The sequence below is a fragment of the Sinorhizobium medicae genome (assembly GCF_007827695.1).
In the GTDB taxonomy this organism is placed as follows: Bacteria; Pseudomonadota; Alphaproteobacteria; order Rhizobiales; family Rhizobiaceae; genus Sinorhizobium; species Sinorhizobium medicae.
Window position 1 is genome coordinate 70,196 of record NZ_VITA01000006.1, and the last position, 15,225, is coordinate 85,420.

A 15,225-nucleotide genomic window follows, 5' to 3' on the forward strand; every position below is an offset into this window, starting at 1 on the left:
CGGCGGCGATCCCCGACGCCGGCCCTTCCATCATTCATAGATTCGCTCCGGCACGCCGGGCGGTCTCCTGCGCCTTTCGAGAGGGTGCATCGCAATGCGAGGACATGGCCCATGAACCGGGATGACGTGATGTCGATTGCCGCAGCAATCGAATCGATGAAGCCGGATTTCGTCAGCTTGAGCGACAGCATCTGGGATTTCGCCGAGCTCAAATTCGATGAGTGGCGTTCGTCCGGCTTGCTTGCCGCGAGGCTCGAAGACAATGGCTTCTCCGTTCGGCGCGGCATCGCAGGCATGGACACGGCCTTCATCGGCGAGTGCGGCAGCGGCAAGCCGGTGATCGCTTTCCTGGGCGAATTCGATGCGCTGGCGGGCATGAGCCAGGCAGCCGGGGTCGCCGAGGCGAAGCCGCTTGTCGACGGGGCAAGCGGCCATGGCTGCGGCCATAACCTGCTGGGCGTCGGTTCCCTGATGGCGGCGATCGCGCTCGCCCGGCATCTGGAGGCCAACAATCTGTCCGGTACTGTTCGCTATTACGGCTGCCCGGGCGAGGAGGGCGGTTCGGGCAAGACCTTCATGGTGCGCGCCGGTCTGTTCGACGATGTCGACACGGCGCTCACCTGGCACCCGGCACCGTTCAACGGCGTGCGCTCGACAAACAACCTTGCGGTTCTCGAATATTTCTATCGCTTCAAGGGTGTCGCCGCGCACGCCTCAAATGCTGCCCATCTCGGTCGTTCGGCGCTCGATGCCGTCGAGCTCATGAATGTCGGCGTCAACTTTCTGCGCGAGCACATGCCACAGGATTGCCGTGTGCATTACGCGATCACCGATGCAGGCGGCAGGGCGGCGAACGTCGTGCAGGCGAGCGCCGAAGTGCTTTACCTGATCCGCGCACCGGGAATGCCGGAGGCGCTCAACCTCGCCAAACGGGTCGAGAAGGTCGCCCGTGGTGCAGCCATGATGACCGAGACCGAAGTGGAAATCGTCTTCGAGACGGCCTCCACCAACCTCTTGCCGAACATCACACTCGAGACGGCCATGCACGAGAATATGGTGGCGCTCGGCCCTGTCGCCTTCGACACGTCCGATCTGGCTTTCGCCAGATCCATTCAGGAGACCTTCACGGAAGAGGCAATCAAAAGCAGCATCCGTCTCTACCAGATCAAGGGCGACGTATTTTCCAATGCCGGCGCCGGCGCGTCGACACCACTGCACCTCGGCCTGCGCGAATTTGAAGGCCATTCGCACTTCCGTGCGGGCTCGACCGATGTCGGCGATGTCAGCTGGGTTACGCCGACGGCGCAGTGCTGGACGCCGGCTTGGGCGATCGGCACGAACCCGCATACCTGGCAGGTCGTTGCGCAGGGCAAGAGCCCCATCGCCCACAAGGCCATGGCGCATGCCGCCAAGACACTTGCAACGACGGGTCTGTCACTGGTCACGTCTCCGGAGCTGGTTGCCGCCGCTAAGGCGGAATGGTTGGAGAAGACCGGCGGCAAAGCCTATGTCTGTCCCATTCCGGCGGACGTCATGCCGGGGTCTGCGCATGCATGATCGGCGGCTCGTCTCACTGGCGGCGTTCACGATTTTTCGTCAGGCATCGATCTTTCCCGCCACTTCCATCCGTGGATTGCGAAATCCCATCGCGATCCATGCCCAGAGAAGTTTGGCGTAAAACGACACCGTGTGGCTTTTCAGGTTGGGGATGTCTTTCGGCAGGCTGCTCGCGTCAAACAGGTCGCCGACCATCGTCCGCATCCGCGGTTTCGGCCGCGACTCTTTCGGCCAGAGGTGGAGATAGATGCTGAGCCAGTGCCCGCCCTTCATTTCCAGGTAGATCGGCGTATTGCAGCAGGTCGCGACGACACGCCGAGTGCCCGCGCCGACCGACAGCCGGAACTCTCGTAAATGCTCGGCGCCGGACAGAATACGCACGTGATCCTTGCGATATTCCGCGGTGGGAGTTGCACCGTAGGAAGTGAGAATATCTTTCGCGCCGGGAAGGCTGGCCAGTCTGTCGGCTGCGGTCCGGCAACTGTTGCACAGGCACTCGGAAACAAGGATCGGCGTTCCTTTCAGCCTCAGGCACGTGCTTCCGCAGGCACAACTGATTTTCGTGGTCTCGCTCATGCATCGTCCTCCTCGGTGACGTGAAACAGGTGCCGGATGTAGCGGCTTAAATGATCAAGGCTTTCCCGCGCCAGATCCGCGTCGTTCCCGGCCTTGGCCAGGACGAAGGCGCCCTGAATGACGGCCTGCGTATGCCGCGCGAGACTTTCCGCCGTCCAGCCGCCGGAAACGCCGTGATCGCGTCGTGCAGCTTCGATATCGGCCTCGAGCGTCGCCGCATGGCCGAAGATACTGCGGCCGCACGCATCGCGAATGTCGGGCGAACTGGCATAGACCTCCTGCGCCATGGTTCCGACCAGGCAGGTGAACTCCGCTATGCCGCCGGTGATGATCGCCCTCCGGAACGCGACATAGGCCAAGACGCGCGCCAAGGGATCGGCCGGATCATGGTAGGGGGCGGCCTCGAAAAAGCCGGTGTTCGTTTCGGTCCAGAACTCGGCCACGGCCACGCCGAGCGCTTCCTTGCTCCCGAAGTGATGGAAAAACGCCCCCTTCGTGACGTCGGCTGCGCGGCAGAGGTCATCCACCGAGGTCGCAGCAAAGCCATTGCTTCGGATAACGTCCCGCGCTGCCTCAAGGAGCCTGATGCGCGCGCTGCCGCGTTCGGGGGAATGCTTGGTGGGTCTGGACATTGATAATACATACCGTACGGTCGGTATATGTCAATCGGTGATATTGCCGGTGAGCCCGTGCGGGAGCTGTCGAGCTGGTTCTGAACAGCGCGTATGAAGGCGGAAGCTGCGCCGTCAGCATCATTCAGCAGCGCGGAAGCGGCCTCGGGCCAGCCTGCAAACGGCTGATCGACGCTTTCCGACACGGGAGACCCGATGGAACACGCCACGGGAAATCCCGGGGCCGATGACGGGACCCACCGGCAGGCGGAGCTAGATCTCGTCTAGAAAGACACCCTTCGTCCGCACGAGCCGACTTCACGAAGCTTTATATTTGAATCCGCAAGTTTGGAAGGCTTCAACCGGCGGCAGGCTCAGCCTGTCAGGATCAACCCTCCATACCGGCTGGTTTCATGTTCGATTTCGGCAATCAGAGTATCGAGCGCGGGAATCCTGGCCTTTCTGGCGCGACGAACCACGTAAACCAGGGCAGGCGGGGCAGGCAGGCGGTCGGTCACGATCTGCATCTCGGCGCGCAGATGTCGCTCGCTCAAAAGTGCCACGCCCAGCGCCGACTTGACCGCAGCGACAATCCCTGCCGCGCTCGCACATTCGAATACGGTTTCGAGGATCGTTCCTCCGTCCTGTCCGACGTCGAGCGCCCATTTACGGTAGAAGCATTCGTCGTCGAAGGACAGGAAGGGTATAGGTCCATTCTGCGGCAGGCATAGATCAGGGTGCTTGACCCAATGAAGGTTCTCCCGAAACAGAACAACGTCGGTGGGGCGGACTTCATGGGAAAAAACCTGCACGATTGCCGCGTCGAGTTCCCCGCGTTCCAGCATCGCTCGCAGGACCAAGCTCATGCGGACCTTGATGCGGACAGAGACATGCGGATGCAGGCGGCGGAACCGCCCGAGAATGCGGGCAAGGTCCGTGCACGTCGTGTCTTCGGTCAGGCCGAGCGCGATACGCCCCGCGAGTTGTGTCTTCGACAGGCTCAGCAGTGCCTCGTCATGCAGGCCGAGGATGCGCCCGGCATAATCCAGCAAGTCCTCGCCGGCCGAGGTAAAGACCGGACCCCCGGACCTGCGGCTGAGGAGGTCGCAGTCGAGGCTCGTCTCCAGCCGTTTGATCTTATGGCTGACGGCCGATTGTGACAGACCCAACGCTTCAGCCGCGCGGGTGATCCCACCGTGATGGCGTATTGCCCATAGGGCGCGAAGCGCGTCGATTTCCAGACGCCGGCTGTTGAACTCGGCCATGTCGAACCTGATTGAGTGACCTTTCCCGTTTGCATAATCACACCCGGGCCGTGTTGCAAATGGGCATTACATTGATGACTGCACTGTCATGCTTTCATCGATATTTGTCATGTGCAAGCGCAACAGGTGCATCCTATTCATGGAGCACCACTTGACCCCTATCGAGACCTTCATGACCGACCTGCCGTCGTCCTGGCCAGCCGCTGGCCGCCACTTCCTCTGGCCTTTAATGGCAACACTGCTGGTGATCGGCTGGAGTTCGGGCTTCGTCGGTATCCGCTATGCGAGCGAAGAAGCCACCGTCGTACTGGTGCTGTTCTGGCGGACGCTGTTGTCAGGCGTGATCCTGCTGCCCTTCGCCTTTGCCATCGGGCCGCGAATGCGGCTGCGCGGGGTGCTGGAGCAGATGCTCTTCGGTGTGATGTCGGTGTTTCTCTATCTGGGCGGCTTCGCATTGGCGATCGAGCAACGGGTGCCGACAGGCCTGGTCGCATTGATTTCGGACCTCCTGCCTTTGGCGATAGCGGCCCTGTCGCAGTCTGTCCTGGGCGAGCGACTAAGCGCGCGGCAGTGGCTGGGAACGTCGATCGCGGTGCTGGGTGTGCTCATCGTCTCGTTCGACAGCCTGAGCCTCGGCGTAGCTCCTTTGTGGGCCTATGCGCTGACAGCCGGCTCGATGCTGGTCTTTGCGCTCGCCTCCGTGCTGCATAAACGGCAACGGACTTCGCACATGCCGCTTCACCAGAGCCTTTGCATTCATACGCTCACAGGTGCTTTGCTGTTCGGATTTTGCGCCATGATGCAGGGCGGTGTTGTCCCGCCGATGACACGCAATTTCGCCGTGGGAATGGTATGGCTGGTATTGATTGCAACCTTCGCCGCCTATTCCGTCTACTATAGCAGTCTGCGCCTTTTCCCGGTGGCGAAGGTCAGCGCGGTGATCTATCTCAGCCCGCCGGTCACCATGCTGTGGGCATGGGTATTGTTTTCCGAGCCTCTGACCTTAGCGATGTTCATCGGACTGGCAGTGACACTGCTGGGCGTCTGGATGACCTCGCGCGCTTGAACCGGGCGACCCATCGTCGACCGCGCCGGTAAGCATGATACGTTTGATCGGATAACGCTGGCAGAAACGTTTCAGTGCTTCAAGGAACACCGAAACGCTCCAAAGGGCGCTGGTCGCGCCATAGGCGGCCTGTCTCCGTCTCCAGCGGAACTTACGTCCGCGGCTTCAGGTTCTCCGGGTCGTAGAGAGGCTTGTAACCGACGCCGGCCACTTCGACGGGATAGGTCTCGGCGAAATACTCGACATGGAGCCTTCGTCCGACCTGGCAGTAGGACCAGGGCAGATAGGCAAGCGCGATATTCTTGCCGATCGTCGGACCGTATGCGATCGAAGTGGTGTAGGAGCGGCGGCCGAGTTCGTCGACCAGAACATCGCCGGTCTCCGGGTCCATGACCGGCAGGTTGCCGACCGGGTAGCGCCTCACGCCGTTCCCGTCGGTGTTCTCCGTCATCACGAGCGTGCAAAGCATGGCGGGCTGGTGCTCGCGCGCCTTGTATTCCAGGTGCTTCGCCTTGCCCCGGAAGTCCGCTTCCTTGACTTTCGGACGGGCAAGATCGGCTTCGATAAGGTTATATTGGGTGAGAAGGTCTGCGTTCTGCAGGCGCAGGCTCTTTTCCATGCGGCGCGAGTTGGCATAGGTCTCGACGCCGAAGGCCATGACCCCCGTGGCGCGCAGCGCGTCCCAGACGGCAAGCCCGTCCTCGTATTTCATATGCAGTTCCCAGCCTTGTTCGCCGACATAGGAGATGCGGAAGGCGGAGACCGGCTTGCCGGCGATCTCCATCTGCCGGATTGCGGCGAAGGGGAAATTCTCGGGATCGAGACCGGCCGGATCTGCCACCACCCTTTTCAGCGTTTCGCGGGCATTCGGCCCCCAGATACCAATCGTGGTGAATCTCTCCGAAACGTCTGTGATACGGACGTCCAGGCCCCGGTCTTCCGCGACGCGGCGCATGTAGTGGAAGTCGCGCGGCCCGGCATCGGCGCCGTTCACGAGACGGCAGCGATCGGCCATGCGGAAAACCGTGAAATCGGCCCGAACCATGCCCTCGTCGTCGAGGAAATGCGTGTAGATGCCCTTGCCGATATTGCCGTCGCCGCCGATCTTGGCGGCGCAGAGCCACTCAAGAAGCTCCACGTGGTCAGGACCTTCAATGTCTACCATGTGGAAGTGGGAGAGGTTGACGATGCCGCAATCCTCGCTCATCGCCAGATGTTCGGCGTTGGAAACGCGCCAGAAGTGGCGGCTGTCCCACTCGTTCTCGCGCACCGGAACACGGTCGCCGTATTTCTCGAGCAGGTGCTCGTTGGCGGCATAACCGTGCGCGCGCTCCCAGCCGCCGAGCTCCATGAAGTAGCCGCCGAGTTCCTTTTCGCGCTCGTAGAAGGGCGAGCGCTTGACGTTGCGGCCGCCCGCATAGGGCTCGCGCGGGTGCACGGCCGGGAAGTAGATCTTCTGCGCAGCCTCGAAGCAGCGCTGCTCGATGAACGTCTCTTCGAGCTGGTGCGGATAGAAGCGGGCGTAATCAATCGACGCATGGTCGATCTCGGTGCGGCCGTCCGTCATCCAGTCTGCGATCAGCTTGCCGTAGCCCGGGCCATCTTTCACCCAGATAGCGACGCAGTACCAGAGGCCGCGCACCTTCTGACTCTCGCCGCAGGAGGGCCCGCCGGCGGCCGATACCTGCAGCAGGCCGTTGAAGGAGTGGCTCTCATTATAGCCGAGCTCGCCGAGGATCGGCGTCAATTCCATTGCGCGCTCGAGCGGCTCGATGATCTGCTCCATCTCGAGGTCGCGCTGCGACGGCGACAGGCGTGCCTGATGTTTTTCGAGAATGTCGCGCGGATGGCAGAGGCGCGGATTGGTGGTCTCGTAATAGCCCCACTCGATCTGACCGCCCTCGGTGGTCTTCGGATCGCCGGTGTCGCGCATATAGGCCGAGTTGCCCTGGTCGCGCAGCAGCGGGAAGCCGATTTCCTTGCCGGTGCCTTCGAATTCGTTGTAGGGGCCGAAGAAGGTGAGCGGATGATCGACCGGCATGACGGGCAGGTCTTCGCCGACCATTTCGGCGATCAGGCGGCCCCAAATGCCGGCGCAGACGACGACATGGTCCGCGAGAATCGTGCCGCGATGTGTGACGACACCTTTGATGCGTCCATTTTCGACTAGAAGCGCGGTTGCCGGCGTATTGCCGAAGACCCGCAGCTTGCCGGACTTTTCCGCCGCATCGACCAGCTTGCCGGCGACAGTCTGCGAGCGCGGAACGACAAGACCGGCATCCGGATCGAACATGCCGCCCATGACCTGATCTTCCTCGATCAGCGGGAACAGCTTCTTGATTTCGGCCGGCGAGACGTAATGTGCGCGCGTGCCGAAAGCCTTGGCGGAGGAAAGCTTGCGCTTGATCTCTTCCATCCAGACGTCGTCGCCGGTGCGTGCGACTTCCAGGCCGCCGATGCGGGAGTAGTGGCCCATCCTGTCGAAAAAGTCGATCGAGTATTGCGTCGTCCAGACCGAAAGATAGTCGTGGCTCGTCGTATAACAGAAGTCCGAGGCATGGGCCGTCGAACCGATATCGGTCGGGATGCCCGACTTGTCGATGCCGACGATATCGTCCCAGCCACGCTCGATGAGGTGGTGGGCGATCGATGCGCCGACGATGCCGCCCAGTCCTACGATTACGACCTTCGCCTTTTCCGGAAACTCTGCCATTGATGCGACCCTGGTTAATTTTGAAGCCGGATATTAGAGCCTGCAGCGCCGCGACTTGAGCCTGTCTACGACATAATCATCGTGCTGCACGACCAGAATGTTGCGGAGGAGGGGGCGGGGAAAGCCGCGTCCGCAGGGATGCTCATCTAGCTGATATCGCGAGAAAATACACCCTGCAGGGCGGCGGGGAGCAAGCATTTCTTGGAACAGGAAGGCGGCAGGTGGATCCGCCGCCGGAACGCGACCATTCGGCAGCCGTTTTTTACTCGCCGCCGCCGAAGAAGGTAAGCCGCGTGAAGAGGATATAGTTGGATTCCGACACCATCAGAGCCACGAAGACGAGCACCAGAAGCGGCGGCAGAATAACCGCGTAGATCAGGGCCAGGCGCTCCCAGGCCATATGCATGAACACGGCAACGATCAGGCCCGCCTTCAGCATCATGAAGATGAGGATCAGCGACCAGCGAAGATAGCCTTCAAGGCCGAAGAAATCGACAAGATAGGAGAGGGCACTGAGGACGAAGAGCAAGCCCCAGACCACGAGGTAAAGCTTGATCGGGTGCTGCCGGTGCTCCGTATGGGCCGCGTGTTGCGGCGCATGGGTCTGCGCGTGAGCCATGAATGCCCTCCCTCACCACAGATAAAAGAATGCGAAGATGAAGACCCAGACCAGGTCGACGAAGTGCCAATAGAGGCCGGTGATCTCGACGATCTCGTAGCGGCCCTTGCGGCTGGTGAAGAAACCGGGCCGCTCCGTTTCGAAGTCGCCGCGCCAGACTTTTCGGGCGATGATCAGCAGGAAAATCACGCCGAAGGTGACGTGGGTCCCGTGAAAGCCGGTGATCATGAAGAAGGAAGAGCCGAATTGTGCGGCTCCCCAGGGATTGGCCCACGGTCTTACGCCCTCGGCAATCAGTTTCGACCATTCGAACGCCTGCATGCCGACGAAGGCGGCGCCGAATAGCGCCGTCAGCAGCATGAGTGCCGCGGTCTTCCGCCGGTCCCGGCGATAACCGTAGTTGACGGCCATGGCCATGGTGCCGCTCGAGGAGATGAGGACGAATGTCATGATCGCGATCAGGATCAGCGGCATATGTGTTCCGCCGATCTCGAGTGCGAAAACCTCGCTCGGGTTCGGCCAGGGAACGGCGGTAGACATTCGTGCCGCCATGTAGGCGATCAGGAAGCAGCCGAAGACGAAGGTGTCGCTGAGGAGAAAGATCCACATCATGGCCTTGCCCCAGGAGACGTCCTTGAACGTGCGCTGGTCGGAGGCCCAGTCGGCTGCGAGCCCCGCCAGACCGGGCTGGCGCGGGACCGTTTCTGCTGCGGGGTTCTTGATCGGTGCGGACATGTTCAAGGGTTCCTATGTCAGCAGTTGGCGGCAGAAATCGATGACGCCGCTGGCCCATCCCGCAAAGAGAGCGAAGAGAACCACCCAGACGATCAGCATGAAATGCCAGTAAATCGCGCACAGCTCGATCGACAGGCGCGTTCTGCTGTCGATCGGGGCTTGCGCGGCATGTGCGGTCACACGGCCAAGAACAATAAGCCCCCCGAGAATGTGCAGTCCGTGCATTCCGGTAAGCAGATAGAAGAAGCTGTTCGCCGGGTTCTCTGCGAGGAAATAACCCGCGCCCGACAGCGCGCGCCACGCAAACAGTTGGCCGACGAGGAAGGCGAGGCCCGAGGCGAGCGCTGCGAGAAGGCCGGTTCTCGCCGCCTCGTCGTGCTGTCGCCCTGCCTCGGCCCTGGCCCATTGCAAGGTGATGCTGCCGGCTGCGAGGATACCCGTATTGAACCACAGAAGGCCGGGCAGAGGCAGTGCGCCCCAGTCCGAAGAGGCCATGCGCATGAAATAGGCGCTGACCGAAAGCGAAAAAAGCGCACCGACGACGGCCAGAAATACGCCGAGACCGATTTTGGCCGGTGGAATTCGGGCAGGGCCCCGGCGGTCGTGGAGGTGCCCGATCTCGAGCCATGGCCTCGACGTCAGGCGCTGTCCGGCAAGCCACCAGACGACGATGGCAGCGATCGCCGCCAGAAAGAAAAGGACGACGCTCATGAGGCAGCCTCATGGCTCAAGCGGCCTGGCGTCGGCTGGTTCTGCGGAATGAAATCTTCGGGCGCCCCGGGAACACTGTAATCGTAGGCCCAACGGTAGACGACGGGCAGTTCCTTGCCCCAGTTGCCGTGAGCCGGCGGCGTCTCCGGTGTCTGCCATTCGAGCGTGGTCGCACGCCATGGATTGCCACCGGCTTCCCTGCCGTGGCGAAGGCTCCAGACGAGATTGAAGAGAAACAGGATCTGCGCCGCGCCGACGAGCAGCGCCATGACGCTGATGAAGGCGTTGAGCTCGGCGATCGATGTCGAGACGAACGAGGCCTCGCCGAGTTCGTGATAGCGGCGCGGAACGCCGATGAGGCCGAGATAGTGCATCGGGAAGAAGATCGCATAGGCGCCGATGAAGCTGATCCAGAAATGGATCTGGCCCATCGCTTCGTTGAGCATGCGCCCGGTGATCTTCGGATACCAGTGATAGATGGCGCCGAAGATGACCATGATCGGGGCAACGCCCATGACCATGTGGAAATGCGCGACGACGAACATGGTGTCGGAGAGCGGAACGTCGACGACGACATTGCCGAGGAAGAGGCCCGTCAGTCCGCCATTGACGAAGGTGACGATGAAGGCGAGCGCAAAGAGCATCGGCAGCGTCAGATGGATGTTGCCGCGCCAGAGGGTGAGCACCCAGTTATAGACCTTGATCGCCGTCGGCACCGCAATGATCAGCGTCGTGGTGGCGAAGAAGAAGCCGAAATAGGGGTTCATGCCGCTGACATACATATGGTGCGCCCAGACGATGAAAGACAGCCCGCCGATGACGACGATTGCCCAGACCATCATGCGATAGCCGAAGATGTTCTTGCGCGCGTGGGTGCTGATGAGATCGGAAACGATGCCGAAGGCGGGAAGCGCGACGATGTAGACTTCGGGATGGCCGAAAAACCAGAACAGGTGCTGGAAGAGGATCGGGCTGCCGCCGCCATGCTGCAGCTGCTCGCCCATTTCGACAATGGCCGGCATGAAGAAACTCGTGCCGAGCAGCCGGTCGAAGAGCATCATGACGCAGGCGACGAAAAGGGCAGGGAAGGCAAGGAGCGCCATCACGGTCGCGGTGAAAATACCCCAGACGGTCAGCGGCAGCCGCATCAGAGTCATACCACGCGCACGGCCCTGGAGAACGGTTACGACATAGTTGAGGCCACCCATGGTGAAGCCGATGATGAAGATGATCAGGGACGACAGCATCATGATGATGCCCCAGTCCCTGCCGCCGGGTGTGCCGGAAAGAACGGCCTGGGGCGGATAGAGCGTCCAGCCGGCGCCCGTCGGTCCGCCGGGCGTGAAGAAACTGGCGGCCAGGACGAGCACGGCGAGCAGATAAATCCAATAGCTCAGCATGTTGGCGTAGGGAAACACCATGTCGCGCGCGCCGACCATCAGCGGGATCAGATAGTTGCCGAAGCCGCCGAGGAAGAGTGCGGTGAGCAGATAGATTACCATGATCATGCCGTGCATGGTGATGAACTGATAATAGCGCTCGGCATCGATCAGCTCGAACGTGCCGGGAAAACCGAGTTGCAGCCGGATCAGCCAGGAGAGTGCAAGCGCAACCATTCCGATGGCGATTGCGGTCGTTCCGTACTGAATGGCGATGATTTTCGCATCCTGGCTGAAGACATAGCGCGTCCACCAGCTATGCGGATGGTAAAGCTCAACATCCTCGACTTCGGGAGGCGGGAGTGCCTCGCCAATACCGGACCGGACGTCGACCATCATATCTCCTCCCAGGGGCTACTGCACGGCGCCTCCTACTGCGCCGCTGAGGCGGCGACCGCTGTCGCCGTGGGGCTGGAGCATTCACGCTCTTCTTCGAAAAGCGTGAATGCTCCAGTTCCTTGTTCAGTCGCAACTCCGGACGGAACACCGCTACATACTTTTCCTGGAATTGCTCTTGTTTCCGTCGATGCGGAGAGTTGCGAAAAACTCTGCTGCTCGGCGAGCCAGACCTGGTAATCCTCTTCGGTGTCCACCACGACGGTGCCGCGCATCTGCGGGTGACCGACGCCGCAGAGTTCGGCGCAGAGTATCTCGAAAGTTCCGGTCCGCGTCGGCGTGAACCAGAAATAGGTGATCATGCCGGGCACCATATCCATCTTGGCGCGGAATTCGGGGACGTAGAAATCATGCAGGACGTCGACCGACCGCAGCAGCATCTTGACCGGTTTGCCGACAGGCAGGTGAAGCTCGCCGCCTTCGATGATGAGGTCGTCCTGTCCGGCGGCATCGTTCGTATTCAGCCCGAGCGAATTTTCCGGCACGATATTGCGCGTTTCGGTGGTGCCGAGCTTCCCGTCCGCCCCGGGCAGCCGGAAGCTCCACAGCCATTGCTGGCCGATCACCTCCACTTCGGATGCATCCTGCGGGACGGTGACGAACTGGTTCCAAACGAAGAGGCCCGGAGCCAGCATTGCCGCGACACCGAAGGTGGTACCGGTCGCCAGCCAGCCTTCGAGCCTTCTGTTCTCGGGCTCATAAGCGGCAATATTGCCCGGACGGTGGCGGAATCGCAGGACACAATAGGCCATGAACAGGACGACGGCGGTGAAGGCGATGCCGGTGATCCAGAAGGTGATGGTGATCGTATTGTCGATGTAAATCCAATTGGAGGCGATTGGAGTCCACCACCAAGGACTGAGCAAATGGAACAACACTGAGCCGACGGCCAGCAGAACCAGAATCACTACCACGGCCATTTCCTGTCCTCCCCGCCGTCATCGGCCGTGAGACGAATACGCAATCCGCAGAGTTCCGATCACAATTATTACACGAACGGAAAATACTGGCAATTCATCGGCAAGAGATCGACTTCTCTCTTCCGCAAGTATTCCTATTGGGAATGCTGCTTCAGGTAGGCGATAACGTTGGCAAGCTCCTCGTCCTTCTTCAGGCCGGGGAAAACCATTTTGGTGCCTTTGACCTTGGCCCTCGGATTGCGGAGATAGTCGGCCAGAGTCGCTTCGTCCCAGACGAGGCCACCCTTGCCCGCATCGACCATGGCTTGCGAATACTTGAAATCCGGGTGGGTGCCGGCCGTCCTGCCCATGATGCCCTTCAGCGAAGGGCCGACCTTGTTCTGGTCCTCGTCGATGACATGGCAGGTGGCGCATCTCTTGAAGACAGTAGCGCCGGCCTCGGCATCGCCCTCCTGGGCGAGCGCGGCGGTGGGACAGAGCGAAAGTGCTGAAAAAGACGCCGAAAAATACAGGGCAGCAAATGCAATTCGCATGATACTTCCTCAATTTCGCCCGGCGCGGGGCAAGGAAGGCCATCGTCAATCTGCTTGGCGGTGCTTGCTTCACTTCAGGAATGGCGCGCCGGGGCGGTTGATACGTGCGACAGGAAAGAAGCTAGTCCTTGCCGGAGAGAAGTCAATTGTTCCTTCGAGGGGCTGTCACGGCTCTCGTCAGACGCGCCTTCCCTCTGCGTCGAAGAAATGCAGGTAATGGGCCGGAAAGCGGACGGGGATCGTGCCGGACGCGGTCAGGAACGAGCGGTCGTTGGTAAATGCCTTGAAGCTCGCCCCTCCGAGCGAAAGATGCAGGATAATGCCGAAACCGGTCGGCTCGACCAGATCAACCGTGGCAAGCAGAGTTTCCGGCCCGTGGCCGGCAAGTACGACATGTTCGGGGCGGATGCCGAGCGTCACCCTCGCGTTGTTCGAAAGGGGGGGCGCGTCGAGCGGGATGCTGTTTCCGTCCTCCATCTCGAAGCGCTGCACTTCACCCGCCTGATAGTTGCCTTCGAAGAAGTTCATGCCCGGCGAGCCTATGAAACCGGCAACGAAAAGATTGGCCGGGCGGTCGTAAAGATCGAGCGGGCTTCCGACCTGCTGGACCACGCCGCCATTCATGGCGACGATCCGGTCGGCAAGCGTCATCGCCTCGATCTGGTCGTGCGTCACGTAGATGGACGTGGCTCCGAGATCCTTGTGCAGCTTCTTGATCTCGGCGCGCATCTGCTCGCGCAGGCGCGCATCGAGATTGGAAAGCGGCTCGTCGAAGAGAAATGCCTTCGGCTGGCGCACGATGGCGCGGCCCATGGCCACGCGCTGGCGCTGGCCGCCGGAGAGCGCCCTCGGACGGCGCTCGAGAAGCGGGTCGAGACCGAGCTTGGCAGCGGCGCCGGCTACGACGGTCGCGATCCTGTCCTTGGCGGTTTTTCGAAGCCTCAGACTGTAGCTCATGTTCTTCGCGACCGACATATGCGGGTAGAGCGCATAGGACTGGAACACCATGGCGATGTCGCGGTCCTTCGGGGCCAGGTCGTTGACCCGCCGGCCGGCGATGCGGATCTCCCCGCCGGTCACGCTTTCGAGCCCGGCAATCATGCGCAGAAGGGTCGACTTGCCGCAGCCGGAGGGGCCGACGAGCACGACGAATTCGCCGTCGCTGATTTTGAGGTCGACGTCATGCAGTACCGGGTGGGTACCGTAGGACTTCTTGATGTTGGCGATGTCGATGGAAGCCATGGGTATCAGCCTTTCACCGCGCCGGCCGTGAGGCCTTGCACGAGATAGCGTTGAATGAGGAGGAAGAAGAGGCAGGCCGGGATCAGCGCCAGCACGCCGGCGGCCATCATCTGGCCGAAGTCCACCGAGAATTTCGAGACGAAGGACAAAAGCCCGACCGGGAAGGTCGCCTGCGCATTGCCGGAGATCAGCATCAGCGAGAAGAGCAGTTCGCTCCAGGCGGCGGTGAAGACGAAGCCGAGCGTCGCGGCGATCCCAGGCAGCGTCAGCGGCAGGATGATCTGGCGGAAGGCGACGAACTGCGTCGCGCCGTCGATCATCGCGGCTTCTTCCAGGTCCTTGGGAATGCCGTCGAAGAAGGACTGCATCAGGAACGTGGCGAAGGGAACGTTGAAGGCGGTGTAGACGACCACGAGCCCGGTGAGACTGTTGGTCAGCCCCAGCGGCGAGAGGATCTTGAAGATCGGCGCGACCAGCATGACCAATGGAAACATCTGCGTCAGCAGCATCAGCGTCACCAGCCAGTATTTGCCGCGGAACCGGAAGCGCGAGAGCGCGTAGCCCGAGAGCGAGGCGAGGATGGTGACGATGACGGCGGTCGAGCCGGAAACGATCAGGCTGTTTCGGAAGAAGACCGGAAAGGCGCTGTGCCGGAGCACGAAATCGAAGTGCTCGAGGCTCGCCCGCGACGGCCAGAGGCGGATGCCCTCCGAATAGAGCAGATCATTCGGGGTGACCGCGACCTTGAGCAGCCAGAAGAGAGGGAACAGCGCGAAGGCGATATAGGCGAGGATCGCCAGACGATGCGCAATGATCAGAAATGCTTTGTTGGCGCGCATGTT

Annotated in this window: 14 protein-coding genes; 2 read left to right on the forward strand and 12 right to left on the reverse strand. The window is 61.2% G+C overall.

All coding sequences use genetic code 11. From position 1 onward, the window contains the following. Positions 1 to 111 precede the first annotated feature (111 nt). Positions 112 to 1,557: a M20 family metallopeptidase gene (locus FB009_RS12020; RefSeq protein WP_145161615.1), complete on the forward strand. Its 1,446-nt coding sequence runs from the start codon at positions 112 to 114 to the stop codon at positions 1,555 to 1,557. A 39-nt stretch (positions 1,558 to 1,596) separates the two neighbouring features. Here FB009_RS12020 and FB009_RS12025 read toward each other — a convergent pair whose 3' ends face one another. From FB009_RS12025 to FB009_RS12035, 3 genes are all read right to left on the reverse strand, one after another. Then, entirely contained in the window at positions 1,597 to 2,133 is a 537-nt protein-coding gene (locus tag FB009_RS12025; RefSeq protein WP_012066657.1) for a GFA family protein, read from the reverse strand. Then, entirely contained in the window at positions 2,130 to 2,765 is a 636-nt protein-coding gene (locus FB009_RS12030; RefSeq protein WP_012066656.1) for a TetR/AcrR family transcriptional regulator, read from the reverse strand. The genes FB009_RS12025 and FB009_RS12030 overlap by 4 nt, the downstream gene beginning before the upstream one ends. A gap of 353 nt (positions 2,766 to 3,118) precedes the next feature. After that, positions 3,119 to 4,009, reverse strand: a complete 891-nt coding sequence (locus tag FB009_RS12035) for a LysR family transcriptional regulator (protein WP_012066655.1) — start codon at positions 4,007 to 4,009, stop codon at positions 3,119 to 3,121. A 172-nt stretch (positions 4,010 to 4,181) separates the two neighbouring features. Here FB009_RS12035 and FB009_RS12040 point away from each other — a divergent pair, with 172 nt between their 5' ends. Further along, the gene (locus FB009_RS12040) at positions 4,182 to 5,075 is read left to right on the forward strand and encodes a DMT family transporter (RefSeq protein WP_026183422.1); all 894 of its coding nucleotides are present in this window, start codon (positions 4,182 to 4,184) and stop codon (positions 5,073 to 5,075) included. A 151-nt stretch (positions 5,076 to 5,226) separates the two neighbouring features. Here FB009_RS12040 and FB009_RS12045 read toward each other — a convergent pair whose 3' ends face one another. The 9 genes from FB009_RS12045 to FB009_RS12085 all read right to left on the reverse strand — a co-directional run bounded on the left by FB009_RS12045 (position 5,227) and on the right by FB009_RS12085 (position 15,222). Continuing rightward, on the reverse strand, positions 5,227 to 7,788 hold the full coding sequence (locus FB009_RS12045; protein WP_012066653.1) for a GcvT family protein: 2,562 nt from the start codon (positions 7,786 to 7,788) through the stop codon (positions 5,227 to 5,229). A gap of 262 nt (positions 7,789 to 8,050) precedes the next feature. Beyond that, positions 8,051 to 8,407 (reverse strand): cytochrome C oxidase subunit IV family protein, encoded by a 357-nt coding sequence (locus FB009_RS12050; RefSeq protein ID WP_012066652.1) that lies wholly within the window; start codon positions 8,405 to 8,407, stop codon positions 8,051 to 8,053. Between the two features lie 12 nt (positions 8,408 to 8,419). Further along, positions 8,420 to 9,142, reverse strand: coding sequence for a heme-copper oxidase subunit III family protein (locus FB009_RS12055; RefSeq protein WP_012066651.1), 723 nt, complete (start codon positions 9,140 to 9,142; stop codon positions 8,420 to 8,422). A 12-nt stretch (positions 9,143 to 9,154) separates the two neighbouring features. After that, positions 9,155 to 9,853 carry a cytochrome c oxidase subunit 3 gene (locus tag FB009_RS12060; RefSeq protein WP_012066650.1) on the reverse strand — a complete coding sequence of 233 codons (699 nt, stop codon included), beginning with the start codon at positions 9,851 to 9,853 and terminating at the stop codon, positions 9,155 to 9,157. Then, positions 9,850 to 11,631, reverse strand: a complete 1,782-nt coding sequence (ctaD, locus tag FB009_RS12065; protein ID WP_020487296.1) for a cytochrome c oxidase subunit I — start codon at positions 11,629 to 11,631, stop codon at positions 9,850 to 9,852. The genes FB009_RS12060 and ctaD overlap by 4 nt, the downstream gene beginning before the upstream one ends. A gap of 32 nt (positions 11,632 to 11,663) precedes the next feature. After that, a complete protein-coding gene (locus tag FB009_RS12070) occupies positions 11,664 to 12,608 on the reverse strand; it encodes a cytochrome c oxidase subunit II (protein ID WP_012066648.1) in 945 nt (314 codons plus the stop codon). A gap of 134 nt (positions 12,609 to 12,742) precedes the next feature. After that, complete coding sequence (locus FB009_RS12075) at positions 12,743 to 13,141, reverse strand: c-type cytochrome (RefSeq protein WP_012066647.1); 399 nt, start codon at positions 13,139 to 13,141, stop codon at positions 12,743 to 12,745. A gap of 177 nt (positions 13,142 to 13,318) precedes the next feature. Beyond that, positions 13,319 to 14,383 (reverse strand): ABC transporter ATP-binding protein, encoded by a 1,065-nt coding sequence (locus FB009_RS12080; RefSeq protein WP_012066646.1) that lies wholly within the window; start codon positions 14,381 to 14,383, stop codon positions 13,319 to 13,321. Positions 14,384 to 14,388: 5 nt separating this feature from the next. Beyond that, positions 14,389 to 15,222 (reverse strand): carbohydrate ABC transporter permease, encoded by an 834-nt coding sequence (locus FB009_RS12085; protein WP_012066645.1) that lies wholly within the window; start codon positions 15,220 to 15,222, stop codon positions 14,389 to 14,391. Positions 15,223 to 15,225 lie beyond the last annotated feature (3 nt).

What these genes read in the sequence shown, in the direction of transcription:
- FB009_RS12045 (WP_012066653.1), bottom strand. Translation starts at nt 7,788, where the DNA reads ATGGCAGAGTTTCCGGAAAAGGCGAAGGTCGTAATCGTAGGACTGGGC.
- FB009_RS12020 (WP_145161615.1), top strand. Translation starts at nt 112, where the DNA reads ATGAACCGGGATGACGTGATGTCGATTGCCGCAGCAATCGAATCGATG.
- FB009_RS12085 (WP_012066645.1), bottom strand. Translation starts at nt 15,222, where the DNA reads ATGCGCGCCAACAAAGCATTTCTGATCATTGCGCATCGTCTGGCGATC.
- FB009_RS12050 (WP_012066652.1), bottom strand. Translation starts at nt 8,407, where the DNA reads ATGGCTCACGCGCAGACCCATGCGCCGCAACACGCGGCCCATACGGAG.
- FB009_RS12080 (WP_012066646.1), bottom strand. Translation starts at nt 14,383, where the DNA reads ATGGCTTCCATCGACATCGCCAACATCAAGAAGTCCTACGGTACCCAC.
- FB009_RS12070 (WP_012066648.1), bottom strand. Translation starts at nt 12,608, where the DNA reads ATGGCCGTGGTAGTGATTCTGGTTCTGCTGGCCGTCGGCTCAGTGTTG.
- ctaD (WP_020487296.1), bottom strand. Translation starts at nt 11,631, where the DNA reads ATGATGGTCGACGTCCGGTCCGGTATTGGCGAGGCACTCCCGCCTCCC.
- FB009_RS12025 (WP_012066657.1), bottom strand. Translation starts at nt 2,133, where the DNA reads ATGAGCGAGACCACGAAAATCAGTTGTGCCTGCGGAAGCACGTGCCTG.
- FB009_RS12055 (WP_012066651.1), bottom strand. Translation starts at nt 9,142, where the DNA reads ATGTCCGCACCGATCAAGAACCCCGCAGCAGAAACGGTCCCGCGCCAG.
- FB009_RS12030 (WP_012066656.1), bottom strand. Translation starts at nt 2,765, where the DNA reads ATGTCCAGACCCACCAAGCATTCCCCCGAACGCGGCAGCGCGCGCATC.
- FB009_RS12060 (WP_012066650.1), bottom strand. Translation starts at nt 9,853, where the DNA reads ATGAGCGTCGTCCTTTTCTTTCTGGCGGCGATCGCTGCCATCGTCGTC.
- FB009_RS12035 (WP_012066655.1), bottom strand. Translation starts at nt 4,009, where the DNA reads ATGGCCGAGTTCAACAGCCGGCGTCTGGAAATCGACGCGCTTCGCGCC.
- FB009_RS12040 (WP_026183422.1), top strand. Translation starts at nt 4,182, where the DNA reads ATGACCGACCTGCCGTCGTCCTGGCCAGCCGCTGGCCGCCACTTCCTC.
- FB009_RS12075 (WP_012066647.1), bottom strand. Translation starts at nt 13,141, where the DNA reads ATGCGAATTGCATTTGCTGCCCTGTATTTTTCGGCGTCTTTTTCAGCA.